Here is a 26,883-nt window from a genome sequence, read left to right on the forward strand (position 1 = left end):
CCGACTTCGTCAGTACGCCGAAACCGTGGTCTCGCCGCGCGCCCGCAGCGCCAGCCAGGTCTCCGCGGCGACGTCCGGGTCGTCGAGGTCGAGGCCGAGCGCCTCGGTGGCCCGCGCGACGCGGTAGCGCAGGGTGTTGCGGTGCAGCCCGAGGGCGCTCGACGCCGCCTCCCACTGCCCGCGGTGTCGCAGCCAGGCCACCAGAGCGGCCCTCAGCTCCGGGCTCGCCGAGGCGACGAAGCCGTCGACGGCGCGGGTCACCCGCAGGTGGACGCCCGGCGCCGGGCCGACCGAGCCACCGGCGGCGACGTCGGCGAGGTCGCGCTGCAGGCGCACCCGGACGGCGCCGGCCGTCTCGACCGCGACCGGGCCCGAGAGGGTGAGCGCCGCGGTCGGGTCCGCGGCGTCGAGGCGGCGGCGCAGGTCGTCGGCGCTGCCGTGGTCGTGCGGCAGCAGGAACCAGGCCGTGGTCCGGTCGACGGCCACACCGAGGGCTCCGGGACACCACCGCTCGACGGTCTGGGCGAGCACCTCGCTGTCACGGCCCCGGACGACGAGCACGGCGGCCTCGCGCGCGGGCGCCGGGCAGTCGCTCTCGGCGGCCAGGCGGCGGGCGGCGTCCACGAGGCCGAGGTCGACGAGGACGGCGACGCAGCGCCGGGTGGCCGCGCGGGCGGACTCGACCTGCTGTCGCCGGACGGCGTCGAGGCTGAGCAGGGCGGCGGCGGTGAGCACGACCCGGCGCTGGGCGGCGTCGAGCTGCCGGCGGGAGCCGGCGGCGAGGTAGCCGACCACCCGGTTGCCGACGGCCAGCGGGAAGACGGCCGCCACGTGGTCGCCGACGGGGAAGGACGCCGAGGAGTGCACCCCCACGACGTCGAGCCGGGCGACCTCGGCCTCCAGCACGCCCAGCTCCTCGCCGAGCGAGAGCGGATGGACCAGGTCGACCGAGCCGGCCGCGTCGAGAAGCACGGCCCAGCCGTCCAGCCACCGCGCGAGCCGGCTGAGCACCGAGGCGGCGGGGTCGGGCGCCACTGCCGCCTCGACCAGCGCGCGGTGCGCGGACACCACGTCGTTGAGCCGTTCCTCGGTCGAGCGCGACTGCGCGGTCCAGTAGGCCCGCGAGACGGTGAGGAACGGCGTCGCCGGCGGGACGAGGAGCAGCGGCAGGCCGGCCGCGCGGCAGGCCTCGACCAGCACCTCGGGGGGCGTCTGGTGCACCGGACCGAGGCCGAGCACGAGCGCGCTGACCTGCGCCGCGCGCACCCGGTCGACGTACGTCGCCACGCCGGCCGCGTCGTCGGGCAGCGCCAACCCGGTGGTGAGCAGCAGCTCACCACCGCTGAGGTAGGCCTCCGGCTCGAGCAGCTCGCTGATGTGGACCGCGCTCACCTCGGTGCGCGGCACCTCGAACCCGGCGGCGGGCACGAGGTGGTGCCCGAGGGCGGAGCACAGCGAGGCAACGGTCGGCACGGCCACGTCAGGAGTCTGTCACCGGCCCCGGCACCGGCTCAGGCCGGCACCACGGTGCGGATCAGCTTCTTGTTGACGAACTCCTCGATGCCGTAGCGCCCGAGCTCGCGGCCGAAGCCGGAGCGCTTCACCCCGCCGAAGGGGAGCTCCACCCCGTCGGCGTTGACGCCGTTGACGAACACCATGCCGACCTCGAGGCGGTCCGCGACCCGGGCCGCCTGCTCGGCGTCGGGGGTGAACACGTAGGACCCGAGGCCGTAGGGCGTGTCGTTGGCGATCGCGACCGCCTCGTCCTCGTCGGCGGCGCGGAACACCATCGCGACGGGACCGAAGAGCTCCTCCCGGTACACCGGGTTGTCGGGCGTGACACCGGTGAGCACGCCGGCCGGGAAGTAGGCGCCGTGCCGCTCCCCGCCGGTGAGGAGCCGGGCGCCCGCGGCGACCGCACGGTCGACCTGGTCGGCGAGCGTCGCGGCGGCCGTCTCCGAGGAGAGGGGGGCGGCGAGCTCGAGCTCGGCGAGGCGCCCGGCGAACCGGGCGACGAACTCGTCGTGGAGGTGGTCGACGACGACGAACCGCTTGCCGGCGTTGCAGGCCTGGCCGGTGTTGTAGGTGCGGGCGTCGACGGCGGCCTGCACGGTGGCGTCGAGGTCGTCGGAGCCGAGCACGAGGAACGGGTCCGAGCCGCCGAGCTCGAGGACGACCTTCTTCAGGTTCCGCCCGGCGATCTCGGCCACCGCCGCACCGGCGCGCTCGGAGCCGGTCAGCGAGACGCCCTGGACCCGCGGGTCGGCGATGACGTCGGCGACCTGCTCGTTCGTCGCGTAGACGTTGACGTAGGCGCCCTCGGGGAACCCGGCGTCGCGGAAGATCCTCTCCAGCAGCGCGGCGGACTCCGGGCACTGGGGCGCGTGCTTGAGCACGATCGTGTTGCCGGCGGCGAGGTTCGGCGCGGCGAACCGGGCGACCTGGTAGGCCGGGAAGTTCCACGGCATGATCCCGAGCAGCACGCCCACCGGCGCCCGCCGGACGACCGCCGTCCCGGTGCCGCCCAGCAGCGCCACCGGCTCGTCGGCGAGGAACTCCTCCGCGTTGTCGGCGTAGTAGCGGTGGATCAGGGCGCTGAACTCGACCTCGCCCCGCGCCTCCTCGTGGGGCTTGCCCATCTCGCGGACGATGGCCGCGGCGAGCTCGTCGGCGCGCTCCTCGTGCAGCTGCGCGACCCGGCGCAGCAGCGCGGCGCGGTCGGCGACCGTCGAGGTGCGCCCCCAGGCGCGGTACGCGTGCTCGGCGGCGGCGACCGCGGCGGCCACCTCGGCGTCGGTGGCGCTCGGACAGGTCGCGAGGACCTCGCCCGTGCGGGGGTCCTGGACGGCGTACCGGGTCATGGCTAGAGGGTCCTCTCCTCGATCTGCTGGTGGTTGCGCCGCGCGGCGCACGCGGCGACGAAGGCGCCGAGCAGGCGCTGCCGGTCGGCGGCCGAGCCGTCGTCGTCCTCGGGGTGCCACTGCACGCCGAGGACCCAGCGGGCCGGGTCCTCGATCGCCTCGACGACCCCGTCGAGCGCCCGGGCGGCCACGACGAGCCCGCGGCCGACCCGGTCGACCGCCTGGTGGTGCCCCGAGCGGACGACGACCCGGTCGGCGTCGAGCACCGCGTGCAGCCGGGTGCCCTCCTCGACCAGCACGGTCTCGTCGAGGAAGAGCGGCTCGCCGGGCCCGCCCCGGTGCAGGACGTAGTCCTCGAGGTCCGCGACGACGGTGCCGCCGCGGTGGACGTTGATCAGCTGCGACCCCCGGCAGATGCCGAGGACCGGGAGGTCGGCCCCCTCCGCGATCCCCAGCACGTGCAGGGCGTCCAGGTCGGCTCGGCGGTCGACGCCGTAGCCGTTGGGCACCTCGCTGAGCGCGGGGCCGAAGCAGGCGGCGTCGATGTCACCCCCGCCGAGGAGCAGCAGGCCGTCGCAGGCGCCGATCGCCTCGGGGTCGGGCAGCGGGGTCGAGGTGTCGAGGAGCTCGATCGCCGCACCGAGGTCGGCGAGGGTCGCCAGCGCCACCCGCGTGAAGCGCCGCGCCAGCGCGGCGATCTCCTCGTCCATGTCGGGGAAGTTCAAGGACACCAGGACGCCCACGCGTGCGACCGGGTCCGCGGGAGCCGGACCGCTCGGCAGCACCTCGGCGCGGTGGACGACGGCGCTCACCGGGCGGCCATCCGCTTCTCGGCCCGCTCGACGAGGTCGGCGAACAGCGCGGCGTCGGTGCGCGAGCTGGCGTGCAAGTCCTCCGGGTGCCACTGCACGGCGAGGACGTCGGCCCGGCGGTGCTCGACGGCCTCGACCACGCCGTCGGCCGCCACCGCGCTGACGACCAGCTCGTTGCCCAGCACGTCGACGGCCTGGTGGTGGTAGGAGGACACGGAGAGCAGGTCCTCACCGACGACGGAACGCAGCCGTGAGCCACGCTCCACCCGGACCTCGTGCACGCTGTCGCGGTGGGCCACGGCGGATCCGGTCAGGTGCTGGTGGAGCGTGCCGCCGAGCGCCACGTTGAGGACCTGCAGGCCGCGGCACACCGCGAGGGTGGGCAGGGACGAGGCCACCACGGCCCGCGCCACGGCCAGGTCGAGGTCGTCTTGGAAGTCGACGACCCCGGTGGTCTCGGGACGGGCCGGCTGCCCGTACCTCGCGGGGCCGACGTCGGCACCGCCCGGGAGCAGGACGGCGTCGAAGCGGGCCAGCCGCTCGGCGACCCCCGCGGAGGGACGGCCCGCCGGGCCGTGCAGCACCACGGGCTCGCCGCCGGCCGCCCACACCGCCTCGCACATCGCCTCGGCCGCGAGGGTCGCGCTGAACCGCAGGATCGGCGCCGAGGGCGAGCGCTGGCCGATCACGGCCACCAGCGGCCGCATCAGGCCCTCACCTCGAAGGGGTAGGCCAGGGTGGGCAGCCACTCCTCCCACGCCTTGCGGTGCCGGCCGTCCGCGATCACGCGAGCCAGCGCGGCGTCCAGCTCGTCACGCAGCTCCGGACGGTCCTTGGCGACGCCGAGCGCCCACCGGTTGCCGGTCGGCACGGTGAACGCCACCTCGAAGCGCGGGTCGGACTCGCCGAGGGGCACGAAGACGACGTCGTCGTCGACGACCGCGTCGACCTCGCCCGCCGCGAGCGCGGCCAGCATGTCGGCGTACACGTCGCCGGAGCCGCCGGCACCGAAGGCGACCGGCTCGGCGCCCGCGAAGGTCTCGGCCAGCGCCATGTTGGTGCTGTTCTCGATCGCCGCGACCCTCCGGCCGACCAGGTCGGCGGGGCCGCCGACGCCGGCGCCACGGCGGACCAGGACGCTCTCGTGGAAGACGGCGTAGGGGCGGGTGAAGTCGACCTGGCGCAGCCGCTCCTCGGTGACCCCCTGTCCGCACAGGATCGCGTCGGCGTCGCCGGCCTGCACGGCCGGGATCATCTCCGGCCACGAGGTCGGGGCCCAGACGAACGGCCGGCCGAGCTCGGCGGCGACGAGCTCGGCGACGGCGGGCTCGAAGCCGCGACGCCCGCCCTCGGCGGCGAACAGGGAGAACAGGGGCGGCGCGTCGGCGTCGATGCACGCCAGCCGCAGCGGGGACACGGCGGCGCTCACGGGGCGTCGTCCCAGTAGGTCGAGCGCTCCCAGTCGGTGACGGCGCCGCAGAAGCGGGCCCACTCGTCGGCGTGGAAGTCGACGAGCAGCTGCGAGAGCTCCTCGCCGAGCGCGGAGGTCAGCACCTCGTCCTCCTGGAACGCGACGACGGCCTCGCCCAGGGTCATCGGCAGCCGCGGGAAGCGCCCGTCCTGCGGGGTGTCGTACGACGAGCCGACGGTCGGCTCCCCCGGGTCGGTGGCGTTCTTCAACCCGTCCTCGCAGGCCGCGATCATCACCGCGTGCGAGAGGTACGGGTTGACCGCGGCGTCGGGCAGCTTGTACTCCAGGCGCCCGTTCGCGGAGAGCCGTACGGTGCAGGTCTTGTTGTCCAGGCCCCAGTTGATCCGTGACGGCGCGAACTGCCCGGCGTCCCAGTAGCGCTTGTAGGAGTTGACCGTCGAGCCGTTGACGAGCATCGCGCCGGCCGAGTGGGTGAGCAGGCCGCCGAGCGCGTGCCGGCCCACCTCGGAGAGGTGCAGCCGGGTGACACCGGGGTCCTCGAGCACGTTGACGCCGTCGCGCCACAGGCTGAAGTTGTGGTGGCAGCCGTTGCCCATCATCCCGGTGGCGGGCTTGGGCATGAAGCTGGCCTCGATGCCGAGCTCGCGCGCGACCTGCTTGCAGACCTGGCGGTAGGTGACGAGCCGGTCGGCGGTGAGGTTCGCGTGGTCGTACATGAAGTTGAGCTCGACCTGGTACTCGTCCTCGTAGTCGCCCTCGATCATGTCGAGGCCGAGCGCCTGCGCGTAGTCGATCACCTTGGTCACGATCGGGCGGTTCCGCTCGAGGTGCTCGATGTGGTACGCCGGACTGGAGTCCGGTCGGAACCGGCCCTCGAGGCCCTCGCCCTTCCACGTCATCTCGGGCTCGCACCCGGTCCGCATCTCCAGGCCGGTGCGCTCGGTGAACTCGCGGTGGACCCGGTGCAACAGCCCGCGGCTGTCGCAGGCGTACGGCGCGCCCGCGCCCTCCGCGAGGTGGTCGGGCTCGTAGAGCCGGCAGAACACCCGGGCGAAGCTGGTGTCCCACGGCAGCACCGCGAAGGTGTCGAGGTCGGGGATGGCGGTGTACTCGGCAGCGTTCACGCCGCCTCCGAGCAGCACGCCCGCGCGGGTGGTCTGCAGGTTCGCGACCGCCGTGCGGTGCTGCTGGACCCCCTTGACCGCGGCCCGTTCGAAGTGGCCGGCCGGCATCACCTTGCCGACGACACGGCCGGTGATCGTGACGGCCTGGTAGTAGACGTACTTGACGCCCCGCTCCCGGATGGTCGCCAACGCGGCCGCGAGGTCGGGGCTCGACGCGTTGTGCTCTCGGTGCAGGTCGAGTGCAGTGGTGCTCATGGCATTCCTCTGATGGTGGTCCGGCTCAGGCGACCGGGACGGGACGGGAGAACTGCTCGCGCAGCCCGCGCTGGCGGGCGGCGCTCAGGTTGACGGCGAGGGTGCCGACGTGGCGGCCCTGGCGGTGGTAGGTCACGAGCAGGCCGTCGAGCAGGTGCTCGAGATCGCCCTCCTCGACGACGACCTCGTCGGCCAGCGCCGGGGAGCCGAAGCTCTGCAGCCGCAGGTCGAGCTGGTCGCTCCAGAACGACGGGACGGGCGCGAACTCGTCGTCCGGCGGCATGCCGGCGAGGTCGCCCAGCAGCGTCGCCGCCGCACAGCGGGCGGTGTCGGTGGGGACCGACCAGTGCTCGACGCGACGGGGCACGTCGTCGAACAACGGGTTCGGGAACCGGGCGACGTCGCCGACCGCGACCACGCGCTCGGCGCCGACGACGCGCATCCGGTTGTCGGTCAGGACGCCGTCGGAGAGGTCGAGGCCGTTGCCGGCCAGCCACTCGGTGTTGCAGAGCGAACCGACCGCCTCGACGACGACGTCGGCCGGCAGCACCCGGCCGGTGCCGAGGACGACGCCCTCGACGCGCTCCTCGCCGAGGTATCCGGTGATGCCGGTGCCGAGGACGAAGCGGATGCCCGCCGCCTCGAGGTGGCCCTGGACCGCGGCCGAGACGGCCGCGCCGATCACCCGCTCCATCGGCGAGCCGACCGGCTCGACGACCGTCACCTCGTGACCGAGCTTGCGCAGCGTGGCCGCCGACTCGCAGCCGATGAAGCCGGCACCGACCACGACCACCCGGAGCCCCGGGCCCCGTTCCAGGTCGGCGCGCAGGCCGTGGCTGTCCTCGACGGTGCGCAGCACGTGGCGTCCGAGCGCGGGCCCCGAGACGTCGAGGTGACGCGGTCGCAGCCCGGTCGCCACGACGAGACCGTCGTAGGAGGTGGCGGACCCGGATCCGGTCCACACGACCCCGGCGCGCAGGTCGGAGGCGACGACCGGGTCGCCGAGCCGGAAGTCGACGTCGGCCGTGCTGGCCCGGCGCCGGAACGCCAGCCGGTCCGCCAGTGCAGCCGGCGCCAGGGGCTCGCCGGCGGCGAGGACGTCCTTCGACAGCGGCGGCCGGTTGTAGGGCAGGTGCGCCTCGGCGCCGAGGACCGTGATCGGCCCGGCATGGCCGCCGGCGCGCAGCTGCTCCGCCGCGCGCAGGGCGCCGAGGGAGCCGCCGACGACGACCACGTGCGGTGTGGTCGTCATGAGTCGGCGATCAAGATGGCCTGGACCGGGCAGACGTCGGCGGCCTCCTCGACGTACTCGAGCATGTCGTCGCCGGGCTCGGCGTCGTACTCGAGGTGACCCTCGTCGTTGATCCGGAAGACCTCGGGGGCGGCGATCGCGCACTGGCCGTGGTCCTGGCACATCGTCATGTCGACGGTGACCTTCATGGTGACTCCTGGTGGTTCGGTGGGACGGGGTTCAGGAAGCGGGGGTGAAGCCGATCGGCAGCCGGACCGGCCCGGTGTTCCCCGAGTCGGGGAGCCACGAGTCGCCCGCGAGGATGCGGATGTCGGGCATCCGGCGGGCCAGCAGCGGCAGCGCCTCGCTCATGTCGGAGCGGGCGACGAAGTGCCCCAGGCAGTGGTGGGCGCCGCCGCCGAAGCCGAAGTGGGGCTTGCGCTCGGCGGTGATGTCGAAGCCGCCGGTGAAGACCCGCGGGTCGGTGCCGGCGGACTCGCTGTAGAGGTGCACGGTGGTGCCGGCGGTGAGCTCGAGGCCCTCGAACTCGAAGTCCTCGAGCACCTCGCGGGTCACCCAGCGCACGGTCGGGTTGACCCGCATGACCTCCTCGACGGCGGCGCGGCCGAGCTCGGGCCGCTCGGCGAGGAGCGCCCACTGGTCGAGGTGGCGGCTGAAGGTCTGCATGGCCAGGCCGAGCTGGTTGCGGGTGGTGTCGAAGCCGCCGAAGATCAGCAGCACCATGGCGTCGCGCAGCTCGGTGTCGCTGAGCCGGCCGTCCTCCTCCCGCGAGGCGTTGACCAGCGCGGTGACGAAGTCGTCACCCGGGTTCTTACGCCGGTCGGCGATCAGCGCGTCGCAGTAGGCGTAGAGCCGGGCGAGCGCGTCCTCGATCTGCGGGAGGTCCTCGCGCAGGGTCACGCCCATCGCGAGCCCGATCGTCACCGACTCGCGAGCGATGATCGGCCACTCCTCCTCGGGGATGCCGAGCATGATCGCGATGACGCGGGCGGCGTACGGCTCGGCGAACTCGGAGACGAACTCGCACTGGTCCGGCGCGGAGAAGCCGTCGATCAGCTCGCTGGCGAGGGCCTGGAAGCGCGGGACCAGGCCGCCGATCAGCTTGGGCGAGAACGCCGGGTTCATCAGCCGGCGCAGCCGGTGGTGCTCGGCCCCCTCCTTGTTGAGGATCCAGCTGGCCCACCACCGGGCGAAGGGGCCCTCGGTGACGCCGTTGTGCGCGGGCCAGGCGACGCTGCCCTGGCGCAGCTTGGGGTGCTTGATGAGCCGGCTCATCTCGTCGTAGCGGAGCACGGCGATGCCGTACGGCGTGGTCGCGTACCAGCTGCGCTCCCGGGCGGCGTGCACCTCGGGGGCGGTGATCGAGAAGGCGGGGTCGGCGACGTCCAGGATGGGCGCGACCGCGGGGCTGGTGGCCGACATGGGCACCTCCGAAGCAGAGTGGTCAACGTGTGAGGTCAAACACTCTAAAACTGGAGGTTTATCTGTCAAGCCCTTCAGCCGAAGTTGTTCCCACTTTCCTCGGTCCCGGCCAGGGCCAGGACCCATCCGGTGCCGACGGGCAGCGGCTCGACCGCGGCGTAGACGGCGTCACCGTCGACCACCCCCGCCGCGGGCACCGAGGCGAGGCGGGTGCCGAGGACCCAGCGCGCGCTGTTGGCGACGATCACCCGCCGCTCCGCGCTGACGATCACCGCCTCGAACGGCTCCTTGCGCAGCACGTCGAGCAGGCGCCGCTCGAGCTCGCCGAAGAGCAGGTCGGCCCCGGCGACGCCGACGAAGCGACCCTCGACGAGCACCGGGACGGCAGCCGTCACGATGTAGAGCTCCGAGCCGGAGTAGTCGACGTAGGGCCCCATCGAGACTCGCGCCTGGCCGGCCGCGGGCTGGGTGAACCACTCCATCTCGACGTAGTCGTAGACATCGATGCTGGTGCGGTCGAAGTTGAGCCGCAGCCGGGAGGTGCGCCCGTCGTTGCGCTGCCACCACAGCATGGCGCGCTCCTGGCCCGCCATCACCAGGGGCGCCGGGACGAAGCCCATCCCGACCAGCGCGTCGTCCTCGGCGATCAGCTCGACGATCCGGTCCTGCACCGGGCCGAGGTCGGACTCGGTCCACTGCCCGGGCGGCGCGGGGGTCGCCGCCACGGTGGCCGCCACCCGCTCCATGCGCTCGTAGAAGGGCACCAGGATCTCGGACAGCGCGGCGGCGATCCTCCTCGCCTGCGCGGCAGCGGCGGTCTGGCTCATGCCTCGGCTCCTTCGTCGATCAGCCTCAGGTGCGCCGCCGTCAGCAGCCGGAGCACGCCGGCGACGTGGTTCTCGGCGAGCCGGCGCGCCTCGGCGCCGTCCTCGGCAAGCACGGCCGCAGCGATCGCGTGGTGCTCCTCCACGTGGACGGCGACGTCGACGGCGCTCTCGGGCAGCAGCCACAGCATCCCGGAGACCTCCGCCTGGAGCCCGACCTCCCGGCGCGTCAGACGCGCGGACTGCGAGGCGACCGCGACCTCGATGTGGAAGCGGCAGTCGGCGCGGACCCGGTCGCCCGGAGTAGGGGCGCCGCCGAGCTGCTCGGTCAGCGCGAAGAGACGCCGGGCGTTCGACGCCGACGCACGCTCCGCGGCCAGTCGGGCGGCCTGACCGGCGACCCCCTGGTGCTCGTCGACCAGGTCGCGCAGCCCGGAGATCGTCATCGCGGCCAGGCGCTGCCGCACCGGCTCGACCGGGGGCGAGGTGGGCCTCCGCACGAACGACCCCCCACTGCGACCGCGCTTGGTCTCGACCAGACCCTCGGCCCGCAGCGCGGCGAGGGCCTCGCGCATCGTCATCGGCGCGACGCCGAACTGCGCGGCGAGCTCGACCTCGGAGGGAAGCTTCTCCCCGTCGCCGAGGAGGCCGAGGTGGATCGCCTCGCTGATCCGCTGCACGACCTCGTCGGCCCGACCCCCGACAGCGGACGGGGAGATCAGTGGGGTCAGCCCGGACACCCGACACCTCCTTCTCCACGCGCGACGGACGGCGCCCATGTTAGGGCCGCGTAAATCTTGGCGCATCGATCCGGTCAACCTCTTGACGTTAATCCCACAAAATCGTAGTTTTTCCGCCAACTGTTACCCGGGTCACACCCGGCCCACCATGAACGGGAATGCGGATGAGCACCTCGACCAGTCCCGTCGGCGAGACCGACGGCTACTACCAGTTCCACGACCACGACGACGCCGCCCACCTGCACGCGCTGGGCTACGAGTCGGAGTTCAAGCGCGACATGAGCCCCTGGGCGAACTTCTCCCTCGGCTTCACCTACCTCTCGCCGGTCGTCGGCGTCTACACGCTGTTCGCCTACGCCCTCGCGACCGGCGGCCCACCGATGATCTGGAGCTTCGTGATCGTCGGGCTCGGCCAGCTCATGGTCGCGCTCGTGTTCAGCGAGATCGTCGCCCAGTACCCCGTCGCCGGCGGTGTCTACCCGTGGGCACGGCGCCTGTGGGGCCGGCGGTACGCGTGGATGACCGGATGGGTCTACCTGATCGCCCTACTGGTCACCATCGCCTCGGTCGTCTACGGCGCCGGGCCCTACATCGCCGCCGCCTTCGGCTTCGAGGCCACGGTCGACACGGTGATCCTGTGCGCCCTCGTCCTCCTGGCCCTCGCGACGGTGATCAACTTCCTGGGCACCAAGGTGCTCGCGATGGCCGCCCTCATCGGCTTCACCGCCGAGATCATCGGCGCCCTCGTGGTCGGCGGCTGGCTCCTCATCGCCCACCGCGAGCACGGCCTCGGCGCCCTCTTCGACTCCTTCGGCGCCGGCGACGGTGGCAGCTACCTGCCCGCCTTCGCGGCCGCCGCCCTGATCGGCGTCTACCAGTACTACGGCTTCGAGGCCTGCGGCGACGTCGCCGAGGAGGTGCCGGACCCGGGCCGCCTCATCCCCAAGGCCATGCGCCGCACGATCTACATCGGCGGCGCCGCGGCGACCTTCGTGTGCCTGGCACTCGTGCTGTCGGTGACCGACATCGGCGCCGTCATCTCCGGCGAGGACGCCGACCCCGTCAGCACCCTGCTCAACGACGCCTTCGGGACCACCGGCGCGCGCATCGTGCTGGTCGTCGTGCTGCTCTCCTTCCTCTCCTGCGCGATGAGCCTGCAGGCCGCGGCCAGTCGGCTGGCCTACTCCTACGGCCGCGACGGCATGATCATGGGCAGCTCGCTGCTCAAGAAGTTCTCCCCGACGCGCCACGTGCCGCCGTACGCGCTCGTCGTGGCGGCCGTCGTGCCCGCCCTGATCGTGATCGGCTCCAAGGTCTCCACCGACGCGATCACCAAGATCATCAGCTTCGCCGCGCTCGGCATCTACATCGGCTTCCAGATGGTCGTGCTGGCCGCCCTGCGCGCCCGGCTCAAGGGCTGGGTGCCGAGCGGGAAGTACACGCTCGGCCGCTGGGGCCTGCCGGTCAACGTCGCCGCGTTGGTCTACGGCGTCATCGCCATGGTCAACATGGCCTGGCCCCGCACGCCCGACGTCCCCTGGTACGACAACTGGATCGTGGCGCTCTCCGGCATCGTCGTGATCGCCGTCGGCGTGGTCTACATGGCGATCCACCCGCTCCACGACCGCAGCACCGCGCCCTACGACGACGCGATCCCGAAGAAGGAGCGCGCCGACGCCTGAGTCTGCGACGCACGAGGCCCTGACCCGCACCGGCGGGTCAGGGCCTCGGCACGTCCGGCCTCGGCGGGCTAGGGGTGCTGGCCGAGCTCGCGGGTGATCTCCTTCGCGCGCGCCTCCGCGGCCGCCGTACCCGCGGCGACGATGTCGCGCAGCCCCCGCTCCTCGAAGGCCGCGATCGCCCGCTCGGTGCTGCCGTGGGGGCTGCTGACCGCCCGGCGCAGGGCGGCGGGATCCGCGTCGGGGTCGTCGAGGAGCCGGCCCGCTCCGGCGACGGTGTGGGCGGCCAGCGTGCGGGCGAGGTCGGCCGGCAGGCCCAGCCGCTCCCCCGCCTCGGCCATCGCCTCGGCCAGGTAGAAGACGTACGCCGGACCGGAGCCGCTCACGGTCCCGACCGCGTCGATCTGGTCCTCGCGCACCTCGAGGGCGAGCCCGACGGTGGCGAACAGCTCCCGGACCCGCTGGAGGTCCGCCGCACCGGCGTGGGAGCCGGCGGCGAGGGCGGTGACGCCGTACCCGATCCGGGCGGGGGTGTTCGGCATCGCGCGCACGACCGGCTGCCCGGCCGGCAGGACCGCCTCGATGCTCGCCAGCGGCACGGCGCCCGCCACGCTCACCACCACCGCCCGCGGGTCCAGCACCGGGGCGATCTCCTCGGCGACGGCACGGACCAGGCCGGGCTTGACGCCCAGCACCACCAGACCCGCCTGCGCGGCCGCGGCCCGGTTGGCGTCGGTCCCCTCGGTCCCCTCGGTCCCCTTCCCCTCGGTCGCCGCCGTGGCGACGCCGTAGCGCTGCGCGAGCCAGGCCGCCCGCGGCGACGAGCGCACGGTGGCGAGGACCTCGTCGGCCGGGAAACCGCTCCCGAGGAGCCCGGCCATGATCGCCTCGCTCATCGAGCCGCAGCCGAGGAACGCGATCGTCGTACGCATGGCCTCATCCTGCCCCGGCGGCCGCCGCGACCCACGACCCAGGTCGTCCTACCCGGCGACGGGAGCCGGCGCGGGTCGTCGCCCGGCCGCACGGTCGCGCCACAGCAGGCCGGCGCAGTGGATGCCCTGGTACATGACGACCGCGCTGATGACCGAGGCGATCACGCCCGAGGACTGGTCGGCCGCCGTCAACAGGTCGAAGCCGGCATGCCACACCAGGACCGGCAGGATGCTCCACCGCGCACCGGCGGTGAACCACGCGAGGAAGAAGGAGCCGCACACCAGCGCCAGCATCCACCCGACGATGCCCACGCCCATCGACATGTAGGTCGGGTTGAAGAAGAACGCCGGCAGGTGCCACACGATCCACACGCCGGCCACGACCAGCGCCGCCCAGAAGGTGGTGGTGCGCCGGGCGAGCTCGGGCAGCAGCCAGCCCCGCCACCCGCTCTCCTCGCCCAGGCCGAAGGTCAGCACCCACACCAGGGCCACCAGCGGCCAGGCCAGGCCGGGGAGCTTGTCGGTGAGGCCGAAGCGAGCCGGGTCCGGCCAGGAGCCGTCCAGCACGCCGGCCACCGACCACGCGACGAGGTAGTAGCCGACCGGCAGGCCCAGCCCGAGCAGCCACCAGCACCAGCCGATCCGTACGGCGTAGGCGCGCCGCGCCCACCGCGCGACCAGCCGCGGACCGCCGGTCCACAGCAGGGCGGCCACGGCGCCGCACGCCGGTCCGGCCGAGGCGAGGAAGTAGGTCCAGGGCATCTGGTCGAGGTCGTCGCGCTGCGCCCGGACCAGCAGCGGGAGCCACAGCCCCCAGGTCACCGCGAAGGTGACCAGGAGGAAGACCGGAACTGCGCCCCGGCGCCGGGGAGCCGCTGGCGCGGCCTCGCGTCGGTCGCTCACCATCGTGCTCGCCCTTCAGCTCGTCGCGGCGTCGACTCCCCCCGGGTCCCACGGTAGCGGCCCGCCCGGTCAGGGCAGGCCAGGCCAGGCCGGTCAGGGCAGCCCGGTGACCGCTGCGTCGACCGCCTCGCGCTCGGTGCGGAAGGAGTTCGCGGCATGGTCGGGGTCGGCGTGGCCGAGGGACACCGCACACACCACGGACCGGTCCTCGCCGATCCCGAGCTGGTCGCGCACGACGTCGGCGTACATCGCGATCGCGGCCTGCGCGATCGCGGCGACGCCGAGCGCCTCGGCGGCGTTGAGCAGGTTGGCGACGTACCCACCGCAGTCCATCACGCCGTAGGTGCCGAGGGCGGTCGGGCTGGTGATGATCGCGACGTGCGGAGCGCCGAAGAACCGGAAGTTCTCCAGCATCTGCAGCAGCCGGCCCTCCTGGTCGCCGCGCTCGACACCGACGGCGTTGTACAGCGCGAAGCCGCAGGCGCGGCGGCGCTCCTGGTAGACGCCCTCGTAGCGCGCCGGCCCCGGGATGTCGGGCGTCTCCGGGGCCAGGGGCACCCGGGCCACCAACCGCTCGGAGAGGGCCGCGACCTCCGGCCCGCCGAGCAGGTGGACCTGCCAGGCCTGGGAGTTGCACCACGACGCCGTGCGCTGGGCCATCGTGAACAGCCGGCGCAGGACCGCGGGGTCCACGGTCTCGGGTGCGAAGGCACGGCAGCTGTGACGCGTGGCCAGGATGCTCTCGAGGACGTCGGCGGTGGGGGCGGCCGGAGCAGTGGCGGCGGGGGCGATCGTGTCCATGGTGCGCCCAGTATCCCCACGTGTCCCGGGCTGTCGGTCCCGACCGGGCGGCTGCCACCCCCACCCGGCCGCGACCTCCGGCTCAGACCACCCCTCGCCGGCGCAGGTCGGCGATCTCCTCGGTGCCGAGGCCGAGATCGCCCAGCACGGCGTCGGTGTGGCTGCCCAGCGCCGTCCCGGCCCACCGGACACGTCCGGGGGTCTCGGACAGCTTGGGCGCGACGTTCTGCATGGCCAGGTCGCCGAGCTCGTCGTGCGGGACCCGCACGATCGCCTCGCGGGCGAGGAAGTGCGGGTCGTCGAACATGTCCTCGGCCCGGTAGATCCGCCCGGCCGGGACGCCGGCCGCGTTGAGGTCCGCCAACAACGGCCCGGAGGCGCAGGTGGCGGTCCAGTCCGCGACGATCCCGTCGAGCTCCTCCTGGTGGTGTCCGCGGGCGTTGTGGTCGCGGTAGCGGGGGTCGTCGGCCAGCTCGGGCCTTCCCATCAACGCGGCCAGCCGGCCGAACACGGTGTCCTGGTTGGCCGCGATCAGGATCTCGGCGCCGTCGGAGGTCGGGTACACGTTGCTCGGCGCGACGTTCGGCAGCACGGCACCGGTGCGCTCACGCTGGTACTTCACCGCGTCCCACTCCGACACCAGCGACTCGGTCATCGCGAGCACCGCCTCGTAGATGGCGGAGTCGACGATCTGTCCTCGCCCGGTGTGCTCCCGGGCCCGGAGAGCGGCCAGGGCGCCCAGCGCGGCGTACGTCCCGGCCAGGGAGTCGCCGATGCTCAGCCCCGTCCGGGACGGCGGCCGGTCGGGATCGCCGGTGATGTAGCGCAGGCCGCCCATGGCCTCGCCGATCGACCCGTAGCCCGCCTGCGAGGAGTAGGGGCCGTCCTGGCCGAATCCGGTGACCCGCACGATCACCAGCCCGGGGTTGAGCTCCCACAGCGTCGCGGGGTCCAGGCCCCATCGCTCCAGCGTCCCGGGCCGGAAGTTCTCCAGCAGGACGTCGGCGCTCGCGATCAGCCGCCGGGCCACCTCCTGCCCCTCCGCGGTGCGTAGGTCGAGCGTCACCGACATCTTGTTGCGGCCCACGATGGGCCACCACAGCGAACGGCCGTCGGACTTGCCGCGGCCCCACTGCCGCAGCGGGTCACCGACCTCGGGGGGCTCGATCTTGATGACCTCGGCGCCGAAGTCGCCGAGCAGCTGTCCGCAGAACGGTCCGGCCAGCAGCTGGCCCATCTCGACGACCCGGATGCCGTCGAGGGCAGCGGGAGGGTTGGTGGTCACGTCGGTGCTCACGTCGGTGCTCCTTAGGTGGGCGCGAAGGGATGCGCGAGGAAGAGGGAGGAAGGGGGCGGCTCCCGCTGGCAACGACGGGTGCGGGAGCCGCCGGTCTGGTCAGGACCTGAGGCCGGCCTCGACCAGGAGGGGCATGACCTTCTCGCCGAACTGGGCCAGCTCCTGCTGGTAGTCGAGGAAGCCGAGGATCACGCCGTCCATGCCGGCCGCCGAGAGTCCACCCAGCTGCTCGACCACCTGCTCGGGCGTGCCGATGATCGGGTAGCCGCCGTAGCCCAGCACGAACCGCTCCTGGAACTCCCGCAGCTGGTTGGCGTAGGACTCGCTCTGCAGACCGAGGACCGACATGAGGTTGTTGGCCCCCTCCCAGTCGCCGGCGTCGAGGATCGCCTGCCGCACCGCGTCGGCCTCCGCCTCGGTGTCCCGGCAGATGACGAACGCGTAGGTCATCAGCCCGATGTCGCGCTGGTAGTCGGTGCGGGCGACGTCGCGCACCTTCGTCGCGTACGCCGCGGCGTTGTCGAGGGTGTCGACGGTGGCGAAGTTGAAGTCGACGTGCTTGGCGGAGAACGCGATGCCCGCCGGCGAGTTGCCGGCGTTGACCAGCACCGGCCCGGGCTTCTGGACCGGCTTCGGCTGGGCCTGCCCAGCCTTGACGCTGAGGTAGCTGCCGGCGAAGTCGAAGGGCTCCTCGCTGGTCCACAGCTGCTTGACCACGCTCATCCACTCGTCGCCGAAGGCGTAGCGGTCGTCGTGCGGGCGCTGCTCGCCGAACATCTCCATCTCGGGGGAGAACCAGCCCATCACCGCGTTCAGGCCGAACCGGCCCGACGAGATGTGGTCCACGGTGGTCGCCATCTTGGCGGCCACGATGGGGTGGACCGTGGGGAGGTGCGTGGTGGCGAAGACCATGATGTTCTCGGTCGCCTCGGCCAGGCCCGCGGCCCAGGTGTAGGTCTCGAAGCACTCGCCGTTGAAGTCCGTGGCGCCGCCGAAGCCGCGCCAGCGGGCCACCGGCACCATCATCTCGAAGCCGAGGTCGTCGGCCGCACGGGCGATGGCGACGTTCTGCTCCCACGACGGACGGAAGGTCGTCTCGGCCTGGGTCATGGTGAGCCCGTTGCTGACGTTGGTGCCGAAGAGCCCGAGCTTGAGCTTCTGCTGGTTGTAGAGCGGCACATGGGCGGCGCGGTACTCCGCGAGCGCCTCGTCACGGCTGAGGGTCTGGGTCATGTCGGTTCCTTGTCTCGGTCGGTGGCTCAGGCGACCTCGAGGCCCGTCGCCTCGAGCGCGGCCCGAGCCACGGCCATGTCGTCGGTGTAGTGACCCCCGCTGACGCCCAGGGCGCCGACCAGCCGGCCCTCGACGTACAGCGGGTAGCCGCCGCCGAAGACGACCAGGCCCGGGACGTGCGGGATCCCGGTCGCGAGCGGCGGGTCGTTCTTGATGAACTCGTGCCACTGGTCGGTCGGGATCCCGAACGAGGCAGCGGTGCCTGCCTTGTCCTGGGCCAGTCGGATGCTGAGCAACGGCGCGCCGTCCATGCGGACGAACCCCTGGAGGGCGCCGCCGTGGTCGACGACGGCGACGGACATCGCCTTGCCGTGCTCGAGCGCGGCTGCCGTCGTCGCCGCGAGGAGCTCGCGCACGGACTCCGCGGTGAGCGAGTGGTGGGTGAAGGTGGTGGTCATGGGGTGCTCCTTGCTCAGGTGAGGGACCAACCGCCGTCGACGGTCAGCACGGATCCGGTCATGAAGGTCGACTCGTCGCTGGCCAGGTAGAGCGCGAGGGAGACAACCTCCTCGGGCCGGCCGAGCCGTCCGACGACGGAGCCCTCGGCGAAGGCGCGCATGATCGGCTCGGCGTCGGGCTGGTCAGGGAGGGTGTCGATGAAGCTGCGCGGCATCGGGGTGTCGATCACGCCGGGACAGATGGCGTTCACCCGGATGCCGAGCGGCGCCAGGTCCACGGCTGCGCACTTGGAGAACATCGCGAGGCCGGCTTTCGCGGCGCCGTACGCCGACAGGTTGGGGAAGACGGTCAGGGCGCCGACCGACGAGACGTTGATGATCGACGCGTCGCGGTCGGCCATCACCGGCGCCAGGCGCCGGGTGAGCAGGAAGACGCTCTTGAGGTTGACGTCCTGGATGCGGTCCCACTCCTCCTCGGTGGTCTCGAGCAGGGGGCTGCCGAGGATGATGCCGTGGTTGGCGTAGAGGACGTCGAGGCCACCGAGGGCCTCGGCCGCCGCGGCCAGCTCCTCGACGCCGGCGGCAGAGGCGAGGTTCGTCGCCACGAAGGTGACCTCGAGACCCTTGTCCCGCAGCGTCGCCTCGAGCTCTGCGCCGGCGGCGGGGTCGAGGTCCGTGGCGAGGACGCGGGCACCCTCCTCGGCGAAGGTCCGGCAGGCGACCCTGCCCTGGCCTCCGGTGGCGCCGGTGATGAGCGCCGTCTTTCCCTGCAAACGAGCCACGATGCTTCCTTTCATTGGTGGTGGGTTCCCGAGAGCGAGGCGTAACGGCCCCGGTGGAACAGCAAGGGCTCGCCCCGGTCGGCGGAGCCCATGGCCCCGACCCGGCCGAGGACGATGTGGTGGTCCCCGCCCTCGTGGACGTGCTCGACGCGGCAGTCGAGCCAGGCGAGGGAGTCCTCGAGGATCGGGTCGCCGCTGGGCGAGGGACGCCAGGTCACGTCGGCGTACTTGTCGATGCCCGAGGTCGCGAAGCGGTTGCTCAACGACTCCTGCGCCGCGCTGAGGACGTTCACGCAGAACCGCCCTCCCGGGGCGATGCGCGGCCAGGTCGACGACGTGCGCGAGGGGCAGATCGTGATCAGCGGCGGGTCGAGGGACAGGGACGAGAAGGACTGGCAGGTGAAGCCGACGGGGCCTTCGGCGGTCTGGGCCGTCACGATGGTCAGGCCGGTCGCGAAGCTGCCGAGCAGTCCGCGGAAGTCCGTGGGCCGTGACGGGTCGAGCGCGGTGGGGGCGAGCGGGTTCTCCGCGGTCTGGGTCATGGTCGCTCCTGGGTCGGGGGACGTTCCTGGTCGGCCTGCGGTGGTTGCGTGCTGCCGACGTGTGACCACTCTTGTGGCGCCGGTCACGGCCGGATATCCCGCTCACGCACGTCGTTGTCCCGATCGCGAACGATCGACGCCAGCGCGCCACGGATGCCTCGACCGGGGCCGTGCGCGCCGTGTTCATTGGGGGCCGCACAGCACGCGTGCCGCGACTGCGCGGCGCCTTCGGACAGGAGCGGTGATGGACGTAGAGATCGTCGAGGTAGGGCCCCGGGACGGGTTGCAGAACGAGGCGGTGCACCTCTCCGTCGGGGAGCGGGTGGACCTGATCGCCCAGCTGGTGCGCGCCGGTGCCACCCGGGTGGAGGCGGTCGCCTTCGCGCACCCGGACCGGGTCCCGGCGATGGCCGGGGCCGAGGAGGTCATGGCGGCGGTCCCCCGCGCCCCGGGGCTCTCCTACGCCGGTCTGGTCCTCAACCGACGAGGCCTGCAGCGTGCCCTGGACTGCGGGGTCGACGAGGTCAACGTCGTGGTGTGCGCGAGCGACGCGCTGAGCCGTCGCAACCAGAACGTCGGCACCGACGAGGCCGTCGCCGCCGCGCAGGACGTCGTCGCGGGAGCCCGCACCGCCGGCCTGTTCACGACGGTCACCGTCGCCACCGCGTTCGGCTGCGTGCTGGAGGGCGAGATCGCCCCGGAGCGGGTCGCCGCGATCGGACGGGCCGCCGCCGACGCCGGGGCGGACGAGCTCTGCCTCGCCGACAGCGTCGGGGTCGGCGTACCGACGCAGGTGCACGGCCTGACCACGACCCTCGCCGACCGGTGGGCGCCCGGGGCGCTGCGGTTCCACTTCCACAACACCCGCAACACCGGCTACGCCAACGCCGCCGCCGCCCTCCAGGCCGGAGTGCGCGTCCTGGACGCCAGCGTCGGAGGGATCGGGGGCTGCCCGTTCGCCCCCAACGCGACGGGGAACATCGCCACCGAGGACCTGCTCTACCTGCTCGCCCGCAGCGGCCACAGCACCGGCTGGGACGCCCCGGCACTCGTGCCGATCGCCCGGCTGCTGGAGCAGCGGCTGGGGCACGCCGTGCCGAGCCTGCTGCCGAAGGCCGGCCCGTTCCCCGGACCGCAGGCCGGCAGCACGGCCTGAGGAGGAGACCGCGTCATGGAGAAGTTCACCGCCCACACCGGTACGGCGCTCCCGCTGCGCCGCAGCAACGTCGACACCGACCAGATCCTGCCGGGCGCCTTCCTCAAGCGGGTCGCGCGCACCGGCTTCGAGGACGCGCTCTTCCACGGCTGGCGCTCCGAGCCCGGCTTCGTCCTCGACGACCCCCGCCATGCGGGAGCCTCGATCCTCCTCGCCGGTCCCGACTTCGGCACCGGATCCTCGCGCGAGCATGCGGTCTGGGCGCTCATGGACTACGGCTTCAAGGTCGTGCTCTCGAGCCGCTTCGCCGACATCTTCCGCGGCAACTCCGGCAAGGCGGGGCTGCTCTCGGTCCCGGTCGAGCAGGACGTCATCGAGCAGCTGTGGGCGGCGATCGAGGCCGACCCGACGACGCAGATCACCGTGGACCTCGAGTCCCGCACGGTGACCTGCGGTGACCTGGTGGCGCCCTTCCAGATCGACGACTACACGCGCTACCGCCTGCTCAACGGGCTCGACGACATCGGCATCACGCTGGGCCACGAGGCCGACATCGCGGCGTACGAGAGCAGCCGTCCGAGCTGGAAGCCGGTCACCCTGCGCTGAGCGCCGTCACGGACCGGTCCCCGCCGCGCCCGGGGCCCGGCCCGGCGACTATCCGATATGCGAACGACGAGGGTCGCGAGCGTGGACATGCCGCACGTCGGGCCCCACCATGGCTGTGTCGTCACGTGACGACGGTCACTCGACGCGAGGGGGAGTCCATGGCGGTCGTCGCCGGTCGTCTCGACATCCCCGTCCTGCGGGCGGAGGACGTCGACGGGGCGCACGAGCACATCTCCACGGTCTACATCCCGCACCGCCTGGTCCCGCTCGACGGCCCCGGCCTGGGGTTCAAGATGGCGTACTTCCAGACGCCGCGACTGACCTTCGGCCACGTCACCTACGGCGCGGAGATCGACCTGCTGTGCCCCGAGATGGAGTCCTACTTCCACCTCAACCTCACGCTCGCCGGCCACACGAGGGTGGCCCAGGGCGGCCGTCGAGGCATCACCTCGGGCCGCCACACGGGCGCCGTGTTCAACCCCGAGGACGACTACCGCGTCCACTGGAGCCACGACGCGGTCCAGTACGCGCTCAAGCTCCCGGCCCGAGCACTTCACGACCAGCTCGCCGTACTGCTGGGCCGTCCCGGCGACCCCCTGGTCTTCGACCTCACCTTCGACCTCGGGGCCGAGCAGGGGCGCAGCCTGATCGCCGCGGTCAACCACCTCCGTCTGCGCTACGGGACGATGAGCGCCCACGGCACCCAGTCGCGCGCCGTGATCTCCCAGCTCGAGTCCTACGTGCTCACCCAGGTGCTCCTCGCCACCCGGCACAACCACAGCGACGACCTCGCCGACCAGCCCGTCGGCGCCGGCCGCCAGCACGTACGCCGGGCGGCACAGCTGATCGAGGAGCGGGCGGGCGAGCCGTGGACCGTCGAGACCCTGGCCAGCGCGGTCTTCGTCGGCGCCCGGGCGCTGCAGGTCGGATTCCGCAAGGACCTCGGGGTGACCCCGATGGAGTACCTGCGGGAGGTCCGGCTGTTGCGGGCCCGCGACGACCTGCTCAGCAGCCCGGCCTCGGTCCAGGTCAGCGACATCGCCACTCGCTGGGGCTTCTTCCACCTCGGCCGGTTCTCCCAGCTCTTCCGCGAGCGGTTCGGCGTCCTTCCCTCCGAGTGCCTCCGGCGGCGACTCGACTGAGGCACGCTGCGACCCGCGTCGGACGCGTTCAGGCCGTGACGGCGTCCGGCGCTGCGGGACGGGCCGCGACCGGGGGGCGTCGAGTGGCGTCCGCCGCGGCGTCCTGGGTGGCCAGCAGCAGTCGCCCGGACCACCACAGGGCCGTGGCCGCGAGTGCGACGCTGACGAACGCGGAGGCGAAGAGCAGCCCGCCGTTCGGGTCGGGCGAGGAGTTCTGCAGGATCAGGGTCGGGAATCCGGCGCCGATCACGTCGTAGGCGAAGTTGGCGGGGAAGAGGGCGAAGACCACGAGCTGATGCCTGACATCGGTGGTCTTGAGCCGGATGACCGCGCAGAGAACGGCGAAGCCGGTGATCTGGGCGCCCTCCATGAAGGCGATGAAGAGCGGGTAGTCGAAGACGCGCCACGGCGACTCGCCGTAGTAGACGTAGAGGTCCAGGTTGATCGCCGTGATCTCGAAGATCGCGGTGGTGAGCGTCGTCAGTGCCCCCAGCTTGAAGATGCGACCCATCGTCGCGTTCTCGCTGAGCGAGCGGTACAGCACCAGTGCGGGCAGGCCGAAGACCATGACGTAGGCAGGCATGACCCACACCGGCTGGGGGAGCCCGAAGCTCGTGAAGAGGGTCCACTGCTCGCCGGCATCCAACCAGTGCAGGTGGTAGGTGATGTCGTAGATCGGCTCGATCACGCTGCCCGCGGCGACGGCGAGGACCAGGAACAGCGGGAACGGAGACCGCTCGCTGCGCGCCATCCGCGCCCCGTGGATCACCAGCGCAGCGGTGCCCGCCCAGAGCACCAGGGTGGCGACCGTCTGCATCGTCGTGTTCAGCGGAAGGTCGTAGGGAGGTGCAGGGGGCTGCGGCGGCACCATGCTCACCATCATCGAGATCTCCTTCGTGGCGGATGTCCGGCGGTGCCCAGGGTCCGGCTCCGGCCGTGTTCCTCAGCCGGGGAGGCGAGCCACCTGCCTGATCGCTGCCGCGAACCTAGGCGGCGCTCCCCGCCACCACGTCCCCCCGCATGAGGTTGTCGGGGGGCCGATGGGGTGATCCACCGTCCGGTGCCGCGCGACGGGCGAGGAGGCAGGAAAGTGCGGCGACGAGCGGGAAACCGGGCGCCACCATGAGTCCGGTCAGGAGGCCGGCAGACCAGCCACCGGCGAGGGCCGCGGGGACCGCGGCGGCCAGGACCGCCCACGGCACCGTCGCGGCGGCGCGGAGCAGGACCACCGCGTCGGGGGACACGCCTGACCCTCCCGTGCCCCGCCCCCGCAGGGCCGCCCCGGAGCAGCCGAGCAGCAACGCAAGGCTCGGGACCACGTGGAACAGGACGTGCCCCTCCACCGGCGCACTCGCCGCGGCGACGACGCACGCCAGGCCCACGGATCCGAGCAGGGCAGCGCCCAGGACGCAGCGGCGCGACGCCGCGCAACGCCCGATCTCCGCTCGTCCCGCAGCACCACCGGCCGGCAGGAGGGCGGCGATCACCCCGCCTGCCGGGGCGACCACGGCGAGCAGGACCGCGCCGCTCTCGATGTTCGTCAGCATGTCCCGTCCCGGGAAGAGCGGTGCGAGCAGCGTCCAGGTCAACCGCAGGACCGGGGCGGTGAGCAGGAAGGCGATGTGAAGCGTCATCCATGCCCGATGGGCACCCGTGTGGCCGCGGACCGCCTCGAGCGCGGCGAGCCAGGCGGTCCCGAGAGTGCTCAGGGCAAGGACCCAGAGCTGGGCGCGAAAAGCCTCCTGCCCCGGTCCGGGGCCCGGGGCGGAGGCGACGAGGAACAGCATGGCCGCGACCATCGAGACCGTCACCACGGCCACGTGGGCGACACCGACCACCCGGTGCCAGCGCGCCGGCCCCAGCATCTGGCGCACCGCCAGGAGCAGGCAGGCCGCCCCGAGGACGGTGTGCACCAGCATCAACACCCGATGGTCGGCGTAGTCGGCGTCGCGCAGAGCACTGACCGATCCCGGTCCGGCTGCGTAGCGATCACCCGCGAGTCGACGATCGAGCAGGTCCTGGAGGTGGGGAGCTCCCGGGACGAAGGCGGACCAGGCCGCCGTCGACGCGATCGGCGCATAGGCGAGGGCGACCGCGACCACGAGCAGGCGCGCGGCACGGCGTGGACCTCCGACCATGTTCCTGCCTCCCGCCGCCCCGGCCCGGTCGCCGGGGTGGCGACCGGACACGAGTGTGCAACCGCAGCGGTCCGGTCCTCATCGCCAGCGAGGAGGAGATGGCTCCACCTCAGGAGTACGCGAGCTGCTCGCGCCCCGGGGTCCCGGCAGCGCACGCGATCGCCTGTGCCCGGTTGGCGACCCCGAGCTTGCGCAGGATCTGCTTCACGTGGGACTTGACGGTGTCCTCGGCGATGACGAGCCGCTCGCCGATGTCTCGGTTGGTCGCCCCCTGGACGATGAGGTCGAGCACCTCGAGCTCGCGAGTGGTCAGCTCCGCGGTCACCTCCGGTCGCGCGGTGATGCGGGCGGGCGCCGACCAGGCCGTGCGGCCGAGAGCATCGATGCTCTCCATGGCACGGCGCGCCCGCTCCCGCTGCATCTCGAGCTGCTCGGCGTGCGCCAGACCGCTGTACAGCCGCATGACGCCGTCGGCGAAGGTGCCGAGGAGGTCGCGATCGGCGTCGTCGATGTGCCGATCGGACGGGAAGTAGTCGGCATGGAAGAAGCCGACGACGGTGTCGGAGGAGATCATCGGAGCGACGACGTACGACGTCGACTGCCCCGACTCCACGATGATGTCGCGGTGCACCGTGGTGCTCGCGGTGTCGTAGACCGCCGCCGGGACCCGTTCCGTCAGCAGCCGCGCCTCGGGCGTGTCACCCGTCAGCGGGATGCCGGCGTCGACCCAGTCGGCGAACCAGGACTCGTCCGCCTCCTCGAAGTGGGCGCGAGCCGGGATCCATGACGACCGCTCGACTCGGGACACGACGACCCGGCCGAAGTCGCAACAGCGCGCGACCTCCTCGCACACGGCCGCCATCAGCGCATCGGTGGTGGCCATGCCGCGCAGCCGTGCAAGACCGTCGGCCGCGCCGGCCAGCCTCCGTCCGCGGTCGGCGAGCTGCTCCTCCTGCACCTCCAGGGCGAGCATCTGCATCGCGATGGCCACTCGATAGAGGCGGCGGGAGGTCGACTCGTCGATCAACGCGACGGCCTGCGCCCGCTGGACACAGTCGTCGGCGGCAGCGGTGAGGGCCTGGGGGCACCACGGCGGCGCTGCGGAGCCGCCCCAGCGTGCCAGCGGGCAACCCAGCGCCTCGCGCGCCTCGGCGAGCAGATCGACCGCACGCGTGCGGAACGCACGATCGGCGTTGCGCGCGGTCCGCTTGCGGGAGGCCCCGAAGACCACGGCCCGTGCTGCGGACCTGGGCATCACGCGACACCACCTCGCTCTGCGGCCCGCAGGTACTGAGCGATCACCTGCGACCGGTTCGACGCGTGCAGCTTGCGCAGGATGTGCTGGACGTGGGACTTCACGGTGGTCTCCGACACGGTGAGCCGGTCCGCGATCTGGGAGTTCGTCGCGCCGGCGACCAGCAGGTCGAAGACGTCACGCTCGCGCGCCGTCAGCTTGTCCTCCGGCCGCTGGGGCGCACCGGGGATCATCAGGGGTTCGGCGCCCCGGGGTCGTGCCGGTGCCGCGCGGCCCCCGCTGATGCGCGTCGGACCTGCGAGGGTTCCGGTGACGGCGGCCGAGGCGTCCGCGAGCGCCTCCTGGATCCTGCGGACCTGGTCGTCGAGGCTCTCCCTGAACGCGAGAGCCTCCTGCAGGACACCGATCCCGTCCGCGAACCGGCTGACCAGCGCGACGTCGGTGTCGCCGAGGGCGCGCTCGCTCACCGCGGCATCGACGTGGAGCAGCCCCGCCACCCGGTCGTCGACGATGACGGGTGCAGCGATGTACGACGCCGAGCCGGCGATCTCGGCGAAGGGAGCCCACGGCCGCAGGCTCGCGTTCATGTCACGCACGTGTGCCGTGGAGCGGCGACGCACGACCTCGGCCTCGACCATCCCGCCCGCGAGGCTCATCCGCGATCCCTGCAGGGAGGCGACGATCGCCCTGTCCTGCGGTCGCTTGGCGTCGCGCGCCCACCAGGTCCGGGGGACCCAGTGGGAGCCCTCGACGGTCGAGACGAGGACCCGGTCGAAGTCCCCGGCGACCCCGAACTCCCCGGGGACCATCCGCATCAGCTCCTCGACCGATGCACACCGCTCCAGGCGGGTCAGCGCGGCCGAGACGCGGCGCGCCGTGCGCGTCGGCTGCCCCAGCACCTGCTGGACCATGGTCGTGACCATCTCTCGGCCGACTGCCGCGAGGCGGTCCAGCGTGTCGAGGTCGGCGCCGTCGAGATCACCGATCGTGAGCGCTCCGTCGAGCGCGTCGTGCCCTCTCCGCTCGAAGGCGGCGGCGAGCGCTGCGGCACCGACGTCCACGACCTCCTCGCCCAGGAGGGTCTGAGCACCATTCCCCATGTGGCTACACCCTTCGGCATTCCCGGAGGTGATTCCGGATTTACTTACCGTTTACAGTCTGCGTGACGTGCGTCATACTGTCAACGGACAGCAGCCGGGAAAGGTGACGGTCTTCGCCGCATCTTGCGGACCCGTCG

27 protein-coding genes are annotated in these 26,883 nt (G+C 72.7%); 4 read left to right on the plus strand and 23 right to left on the minus strand.

Annotated elements, in window-relative coordinates:
* Positions 1–9: 9 nt before the first annotated feature.
* The 11 genes from KU893_RS16725 to KU893_RS16775 all read right to left on the minus strand — a co-directional run bounded on the left by KU893_RS16725 (position 10) and on the right by KU893_RS16775 (position 10,722).
* Complete coding sequence (locus KU893_RS16725) at positions 10–1,479, minus strand: PucR family transcriptional regulator ligand-binding domain-containing protein (RefSeq protein ID WP_218235512.1); 1,470 nt, start codon at positions 1,477–1,479, stop codon at positions 10–12.
* Between the two features lie 32 nt (positions 1,480–1,511).
* Positions 1,512–2,861: an NAD-dependent succinate-semialdehyde dehydrogenase gene (locus tag KU893_RS16730; protein WP_218235513.1), complete on the minus strand. Its 1,350-nt coding sequence runs from the start codon at positions 2,859–2,861 to the stop codon at positions 1,512–1,514.
* Between the two features lie 2 nt (positions 2,862–2,863).
* Positions 2,864–3,673 carry a gamma-glutamyl-gamma-aminobutyrate hydrolase family protein gene (locus KU893_RS16735; RefSeq protein WP_218235514.1) on the minus strand — a complete coding sequence of 270 codons (810 nt, stop codon included), beginning with the start codon at positions 3,671–3,673 and terminating at the stop codon, positions 2,864–2,866.
* Entirely contained in the window at positions 3,670–4,380 is a 711-nt protein-coding gene (locus tag KU893_RS16740; protein ID WP_218235515.1) for a gamma-glutamyl-gamma-aminobutyrate hydrolase family protein, read from the minus strand. Before KU893_RS16740 ends, KU893_RS16735 begins: the two co-directional genes overlap by 4 nt.
* Positions 4,380–5,102, minus strand: coding sequence for an ABC transporter substrate-binding protein (locus tag KU893_RS16745; protein WP_218235516.1), 723 nt, complete (start codon positions 5,100–5,102; stop codon positions 4,380–4,382). The genes KU893_RS16740 and KU893_RS16745 overlap by 1 nt, the downstream gene beginning before the upstream one ends.
* Positions 5,099–6,484 (minus strand): glutamine synthetase family protein, encoded by a 1,386-nt coding sequence (locus KU893_RS16750; protein WP_218235517.1) that lies wholly within the window; start codon positions 6,482–6,484, stop codon positions 5,099–5,101. The genes KU893_RS16745 and KU893_RS16750 overlap by 4 nt, the downstream gene beginning before the upstream one ends.
* A 25-nt stretch (positions 6,485–6,509) precedes the next feature.
* Entirely contained in the window at positions 6,510–7,736 is a 1,227-nt protein-coding gene (locus tag KU893_RS16755; RefSeq protein WP_218235518.1) for an NAD(P)/FAD-dependent oxidoreductase, read from the minus strand.
* Positions 7,733–7,924, minus strand: a complete 192-nt coding sequence (locus tag KU893_RS16760; RefSeq protein ID WP_218235519.1) for a ferredoxin — start codon at positions 7,922–7,924, stop codon at positions 7,733–7,735. The genes KU893_RS16755 and KU893_RS16760 overlap by 4 nt, the downstream gene beginning before the upstream one ends.
* A gap of 31 nt (positions 7,925–7,955) precedes the next feature.
* Positions 7,956–9,158 carry a cytochrome P450 gene (locus tag KU893_RS16765; protein WP_218235520.1) on the minus strand — a complete coding sequence of 401 codons (1,203 nt, stop codon included), beginning with the start codon at positions 9,156–9,158 and terminating at the stop codon, positions 7,956–7,958.
* Positions 9,159–9,232: 74 nt separating this feature from the next.
* Complete coding sequence (locus tag KU893_RS16770; RefSeq protein ID WP_218235521.1) at positions 9,233–9,985, minus strand: PDC sensor domain-containing protein; 753 nt, start codon at positions 9,983–9,985, stop codon at positions 9,233–9,235.
* Positions 9,982–10,722 carry a FadR/GntR family transcriptional regulator gene (locus KU893_RS16775; protein ID WP_218235522.1) on the minus strand — a complete coding sequence of 247 codons (741 nt, stop codon included), beginning with the start codon at positions 10,720–10,722 and terminating at the stop codon, positions 9,982–9,984. Before KU893_RS16775 ends, KU893_RS16770 begins: the two co-directional genes overlap by 4 nt.
* A 164-nt stretch (positions 10,723–10,886) precedes the next feature.
* Between KU893_RS16775 and KU893_RS16780 the strand changes: the two genes are divergently transcribed.
* Positions 10,887–12,404 carry an APC family permease gene (locus KU893_RS16780; protein ID WP_218235523.1) on the plus strand — a complete coding sequence of 506 codons (1,518 nt, stop codon included), beginning with the start codon at positions 10,887–10,889 and terminating at the stop codon, positions 12,402–12,404.
* A gap of 68 nt (positions 12,405–12,472) precedes the next feature.
* Here the strand turns inward: KU893_RS16780 and proC are convergent, their stop codons facing one another.
* The 8 genes from proC to KU893_RS16820 form a co-directional block, all read right to left on the minus strand.
* Entirely contained in the window at positions 12,473–13,333 is an 861-nt protein-coding gene (proC, locus tag KU893_RS16785; RefSeq protein ID WP_218235524.1) for a pyrroline-5-carboxylate reductase, read from the minus strand.
* 48 nt (positions 13,334–13,381) lie between these two features.
* Positions 13,382–14,239, minus strand: a complete 858-nt coding sequence (locus tag KU893_RS16790) for a CPBP family intramembrane glutamic endopeptidase (RefSeq protein ID WP_218235525.1) — start codon at positions 14,237–14,239, stop codon at positions 13,382–13,384.
* A 90-nt stretch (positions 14,240–14,329) separates the two neighbouring features.
* Entirely contained in the window at positions 14,330–15,037 is a 708-nt protein-coding gene (locus tag KU893_RS16795) for a nitroreductase (protein WP_218235526.1), read from the minus strand.
* Between the two features lie 82 nt (positions 15,038–15,119).
* Entirely contained in the window at positions 15,120–16,334 is a 1,215-nt protein-coding gene (locus KU893_RS16800; protein WP_218235527.1) for a CaiB/BaiF CoA transferase family protein, read from the minus strand.
* A 99-nt stretch (positions 16,335–16,433) separates the two neighbouring features.
* Positions 16,434–17,567 (minus strand): LLM class flavin-dependent oxidoreductase, encoded by a 1,134-nt coding sequence (locus KU893_RS16805; RefSeq protein WP_218235528.1) that lies wholly within the window; start codon positions 17,565–17,567, stop codon positions 16,434–16,436.
* Between the two features lie 26 nt (positions 17,568–17,593).
* A complete protein-coding gene (locus KU893_RS16810; protein WP_218235529.1) occupies positions 17,594–18,025 on the minus strand; it encodes a GlcG/HbpS family heme-binding protein in 432 nt (143 codons plus the stop codon).
* A 14-nt stretch (positions 18,026–18,039) separates the two neighbouring features.
* Complete coding sequence (locus KU893_RS16815) at positions 18,040–18,807, minus strand: SDR family NAD(P)-dependent oxidoreductase (RefSeq protein WP_218235530.1); 768 nt, start codon at positions 18,805–18,807, stop codon at positions 18,040–18,042.
* An 11-nt stretch (positions 18,808–18,818) separates the two neighbouring features.
* Positions 18,819–19,349, minus strand: coding sequence for a flavin reductase family protein (locus KU893_RS16820; protein ID WP_218235531.1), 531 nt, complete (start codon positions 19,347–19,349; stop codon positions 18,819–18,821).
* 244 nt (positions 19,350–19,593) lie between these two features.
* Between KU893_RS16820 and KU893_RS16825 the strand changes: the two genes are divergently transcribed.
* The 3 genes from KU893_RS16825 to KU893_RS16835 all read left to right on the plus strand — a co-directional run bounded on the left by KU893_RS16825 (position 19,594) and on the right by KU893_RS16835 (position 22,253).
* Positions 19,594–20,505: a hydroxymethylglutaryl-CoA lyase gene (locus KU893_RS16825; RefSeq protein ID WP_218235532.1), complete on the plus strand. Its 912-nt coding sequence runs from the start codon at positions 19,594–19,596 to the stop codon at positions 20,503–20,505.
* Between the two features lie 15 nt (positions 20,506–20,520).
* A complete protein-coding gene (gene leuD / locus KU893_RS16830; protein WP_218235533.1) occupies positions 20,521–21,111 on the plus strand; it encodes a 3-isopropylmalate dehydratase small subunit in 591 nt (196 codons plus the stop codon).
* A gap of 158 nt (positions 21,112–21,269) precedes the next feature.
* Positions 21,270–22,253: an AraC family transcriptional regulator gene (locus KU893_RS16835; RefSeq protein ID WP_218235534.1), complete on the plus strand. Its 984-nt coding sequence runs from the start codon at positions 21,270–21,272 to the stop codon at positions 22,251–22,253.
* Positions 22,254–22,281: 28 nt separating this feature from the next.
* Here KU893_RS16835 and KU893_RS16840 read toward each other — a convergent pair whose 3' ends face one another.
* The 4 genes from KU893_RS16840 to KU893_RS16855 form a co-directional block, all read right to left on the minus strand.
* Positions 22,282–23,136 (minus strand): hypothetical protein, encoded by an 855-nt coding sequence (locus KU893_RS16840; RefSeq protein ID WP_218235535.1) that lies wholly within the window; start codon positions 23,134–23,136, stop codon positions 22,282–22,284.
* A gap of 103 nt (positions 23,137–23,239) precedes the next feature.
* Positions 23,240–24,391 carry a hypothetical protein gene (locus KU893_RS16845; protein ID WP_218235536.1) on the minus strand — a complete coding sequence of 384 codons (1,152 nt, stop codon included), beginning with the start codon at positions 24,389–24,391 and terminating at the stop codon, positions 23,240–23,242.
* Positions 24,392–24,500: 109 nt separating this feature from the next.
* The gene (locus KU893_RS22880; protein WP_246592790.1) at positions 24,501–25,646 is read right to left on the minus strand and encodes a helix-turn-helix transcriptional regulator; all 1,146 of its coding nucleotides are present in this window, start codon (positions 25,644–25,646) and stop codon (positions 24,501–24,503) included.
* Positions 25,646–26,746: a helix-turn-helix transcriptional regulator gene (locus KU893_RS16855; RefSeq protein WP_218235537.1), complete on the minus strand. Its 1,101-nt coding sequence runs from the start codon at positions 26,744–26,746 to the stop codon at positions 25,646–25,648. The genes KU893_RS22880 and KU893_RS16855 overlap by 1 nt, the downstream gene beginning before the upstream one ends.
* Positions 26,747–26,883: the final 137 nt, after the last annotated feature.

The sequence above is a fragment of the Nocardioides daeguensis genome, from assembly GCF_019192965.1.
GTDB classification, from domain to species: Bacteria; Actinomycetota; Actinomycetes; order Propionibacteriales; family Nocardioidaceae; genus Nocardioides; species Nocardioides daeguensis.

Excerpts from the sequence above, each read along its gene's own strand:
- KU893_RS16730 (WP_218235513.1), bottom strand. The coding sequence starts at position 2,861 with ATGACCCGGTACGCCGTCCAGGACCCCCGCACGGGCGAGGTCCTCGCG.
- proC (WP_218235524.1), bottom strand. The coding sequence starts at position 13,333 with ATGCGTACGACGATCGCGTTCCTCGGCTGCGGCTCGATGAGCGAGGCG.
- KU893_RS16810 (WP_218235529.1), bottom strand. The coding sequence starts at position 18,025 with ATGACCACCACCTTCACCCACCACTCGCTCACCGCGGAGTCCGTGCGC.
- KU893_RS16820 (WP_218235531.1), bottom strand. The coding sequence starts at position 19,349 with ATGACCCAGACCGCGGAGAACCCGCTCGCCCCCACCGCGCTCGACCCG.
- KU893_RS16835 (WP_218235534.1), top strand. The coding sequence starts at position 21,270 with ATGGCGGTCGTCGCCGGTCGTCTCGACATCCCCGTCCTGCGGGCGGAG.
- KU893_RS16855 (WP_218235537.1), bottom strand. The coding sequence starts at position 26,746 with ATGGGGAATGGTGCTCAGACCCTCCTGGGCGAGGAGGTCGTGGACGTC.
- KU893_RS16840 (WP_218235535.1), bottom strand. The coding sequence starts at position 23,136 with ATGATGGTGAGCATGGTGCCGCCGCAGCCCCCTGCACCTCCCTACGAC.
- KU893_RS16805 (WP_218235528.1), bottom strand. The coding sequence starts at position 17,567 with ATGACCCAGACCCTCAGCCGTGACGAGGCGCTCGCGGAGTACCGCGCC.
- leuD (WP_218235533.1), top strand. The coding sequence starts at position 20,521 with ATGGAGAAGTTCACCGCCCACACCGGTACGGCGCTCCCGCTGCGCCGC.
- KU893_RS16750 (WP_218235517.1), bottom strand. The coding sequence starts at position 6,484 with ATGAGCACCACTGCACTCGACCTGCACCGAGAGCACAACGCGTCGAGC.
- KU893_RS16795 (WP_218235526.1), bottom strand. The coding sequence starts at position 15,037 with ATGGACACGATCGCCCCCGCCGCCACTGCTCCGGCCGCCCCCACCGCC.
- KU893_RS16845 (WP_218235536.1), bottom strand. The coding sequence starts at position 24,391 with ATGGTCGGAGGTCCACGCCGTGCCGCGCGCCTGCTCGTGGTCGCGGTC.
- KU893_RS16770 (WP_218235521.1), bottom strand. The coding sequence starts at position 9,985 with ATGAGCCAGACCGCCGCTGCCGCGCAGGCGAGGAGGATCGCCGCCGCG.
- KU893_RS16760 (WP_218235519.1), bottom strand. The coding sequence starts at position 7,924 with ATGAAGGTCACCGTCGACATGACGATGTGCCAGGACCACGGCCAGTGC.
- KU893_RS22880 (WP_246592790.1), bottom strand. The coding sequence starts at position 25,646 with ATGCCCAGGTCCGCAGCACGGGCCGTGGTCTTCGGGGCCTCCCGCAAG.
- KU893_RS16755 (WP_218235518.1), bottom strand. The coding sequence starts at position 7,736 with ATGACGACCACACCGCACGTGGTCGTCGTCGGCGGCTCCCTCGGCGCC.
- KU893_RS16780 (WP_218235523.1), top strand. The coding sequence starts at position 10,887 with ATGAGCACCTCGACCAGTCCCGTCGGCGAGACCGACGGCTACTACCAG.
- KU893_RS16790 (WP_218235525.1), bottom strand. The coding sequence starts at position 14,239 with ATGGTGAGCGACCGACGCGAGGCCGCGCCAGCGGCTCCCCGGCGCCGG.
- KU893_RS16825 (WP_218235532.1), top strand. The coding sequence starts at position 19,594 with ATGGACGTAGAGATCGTCGAGGTAGGGCCCCGGGACGGGTTGCAGAAC.
- KU893_RS16765 (WP_218235520.1), bottom strand. The coding sequence starts at position 9,158 with ATGTCGGCCACCAGCCCCGCGGTCGCGCCCATCCTGGACGTCGCCGAC.
- KU893_RS16740 (WP_218235515.1), bottom strand. The coding sequence starts at position 4,380 with ATGCGGCCGCTGGTGGCCGTGATCGGCCAGCGCTCGCCCTCGGCGCCG.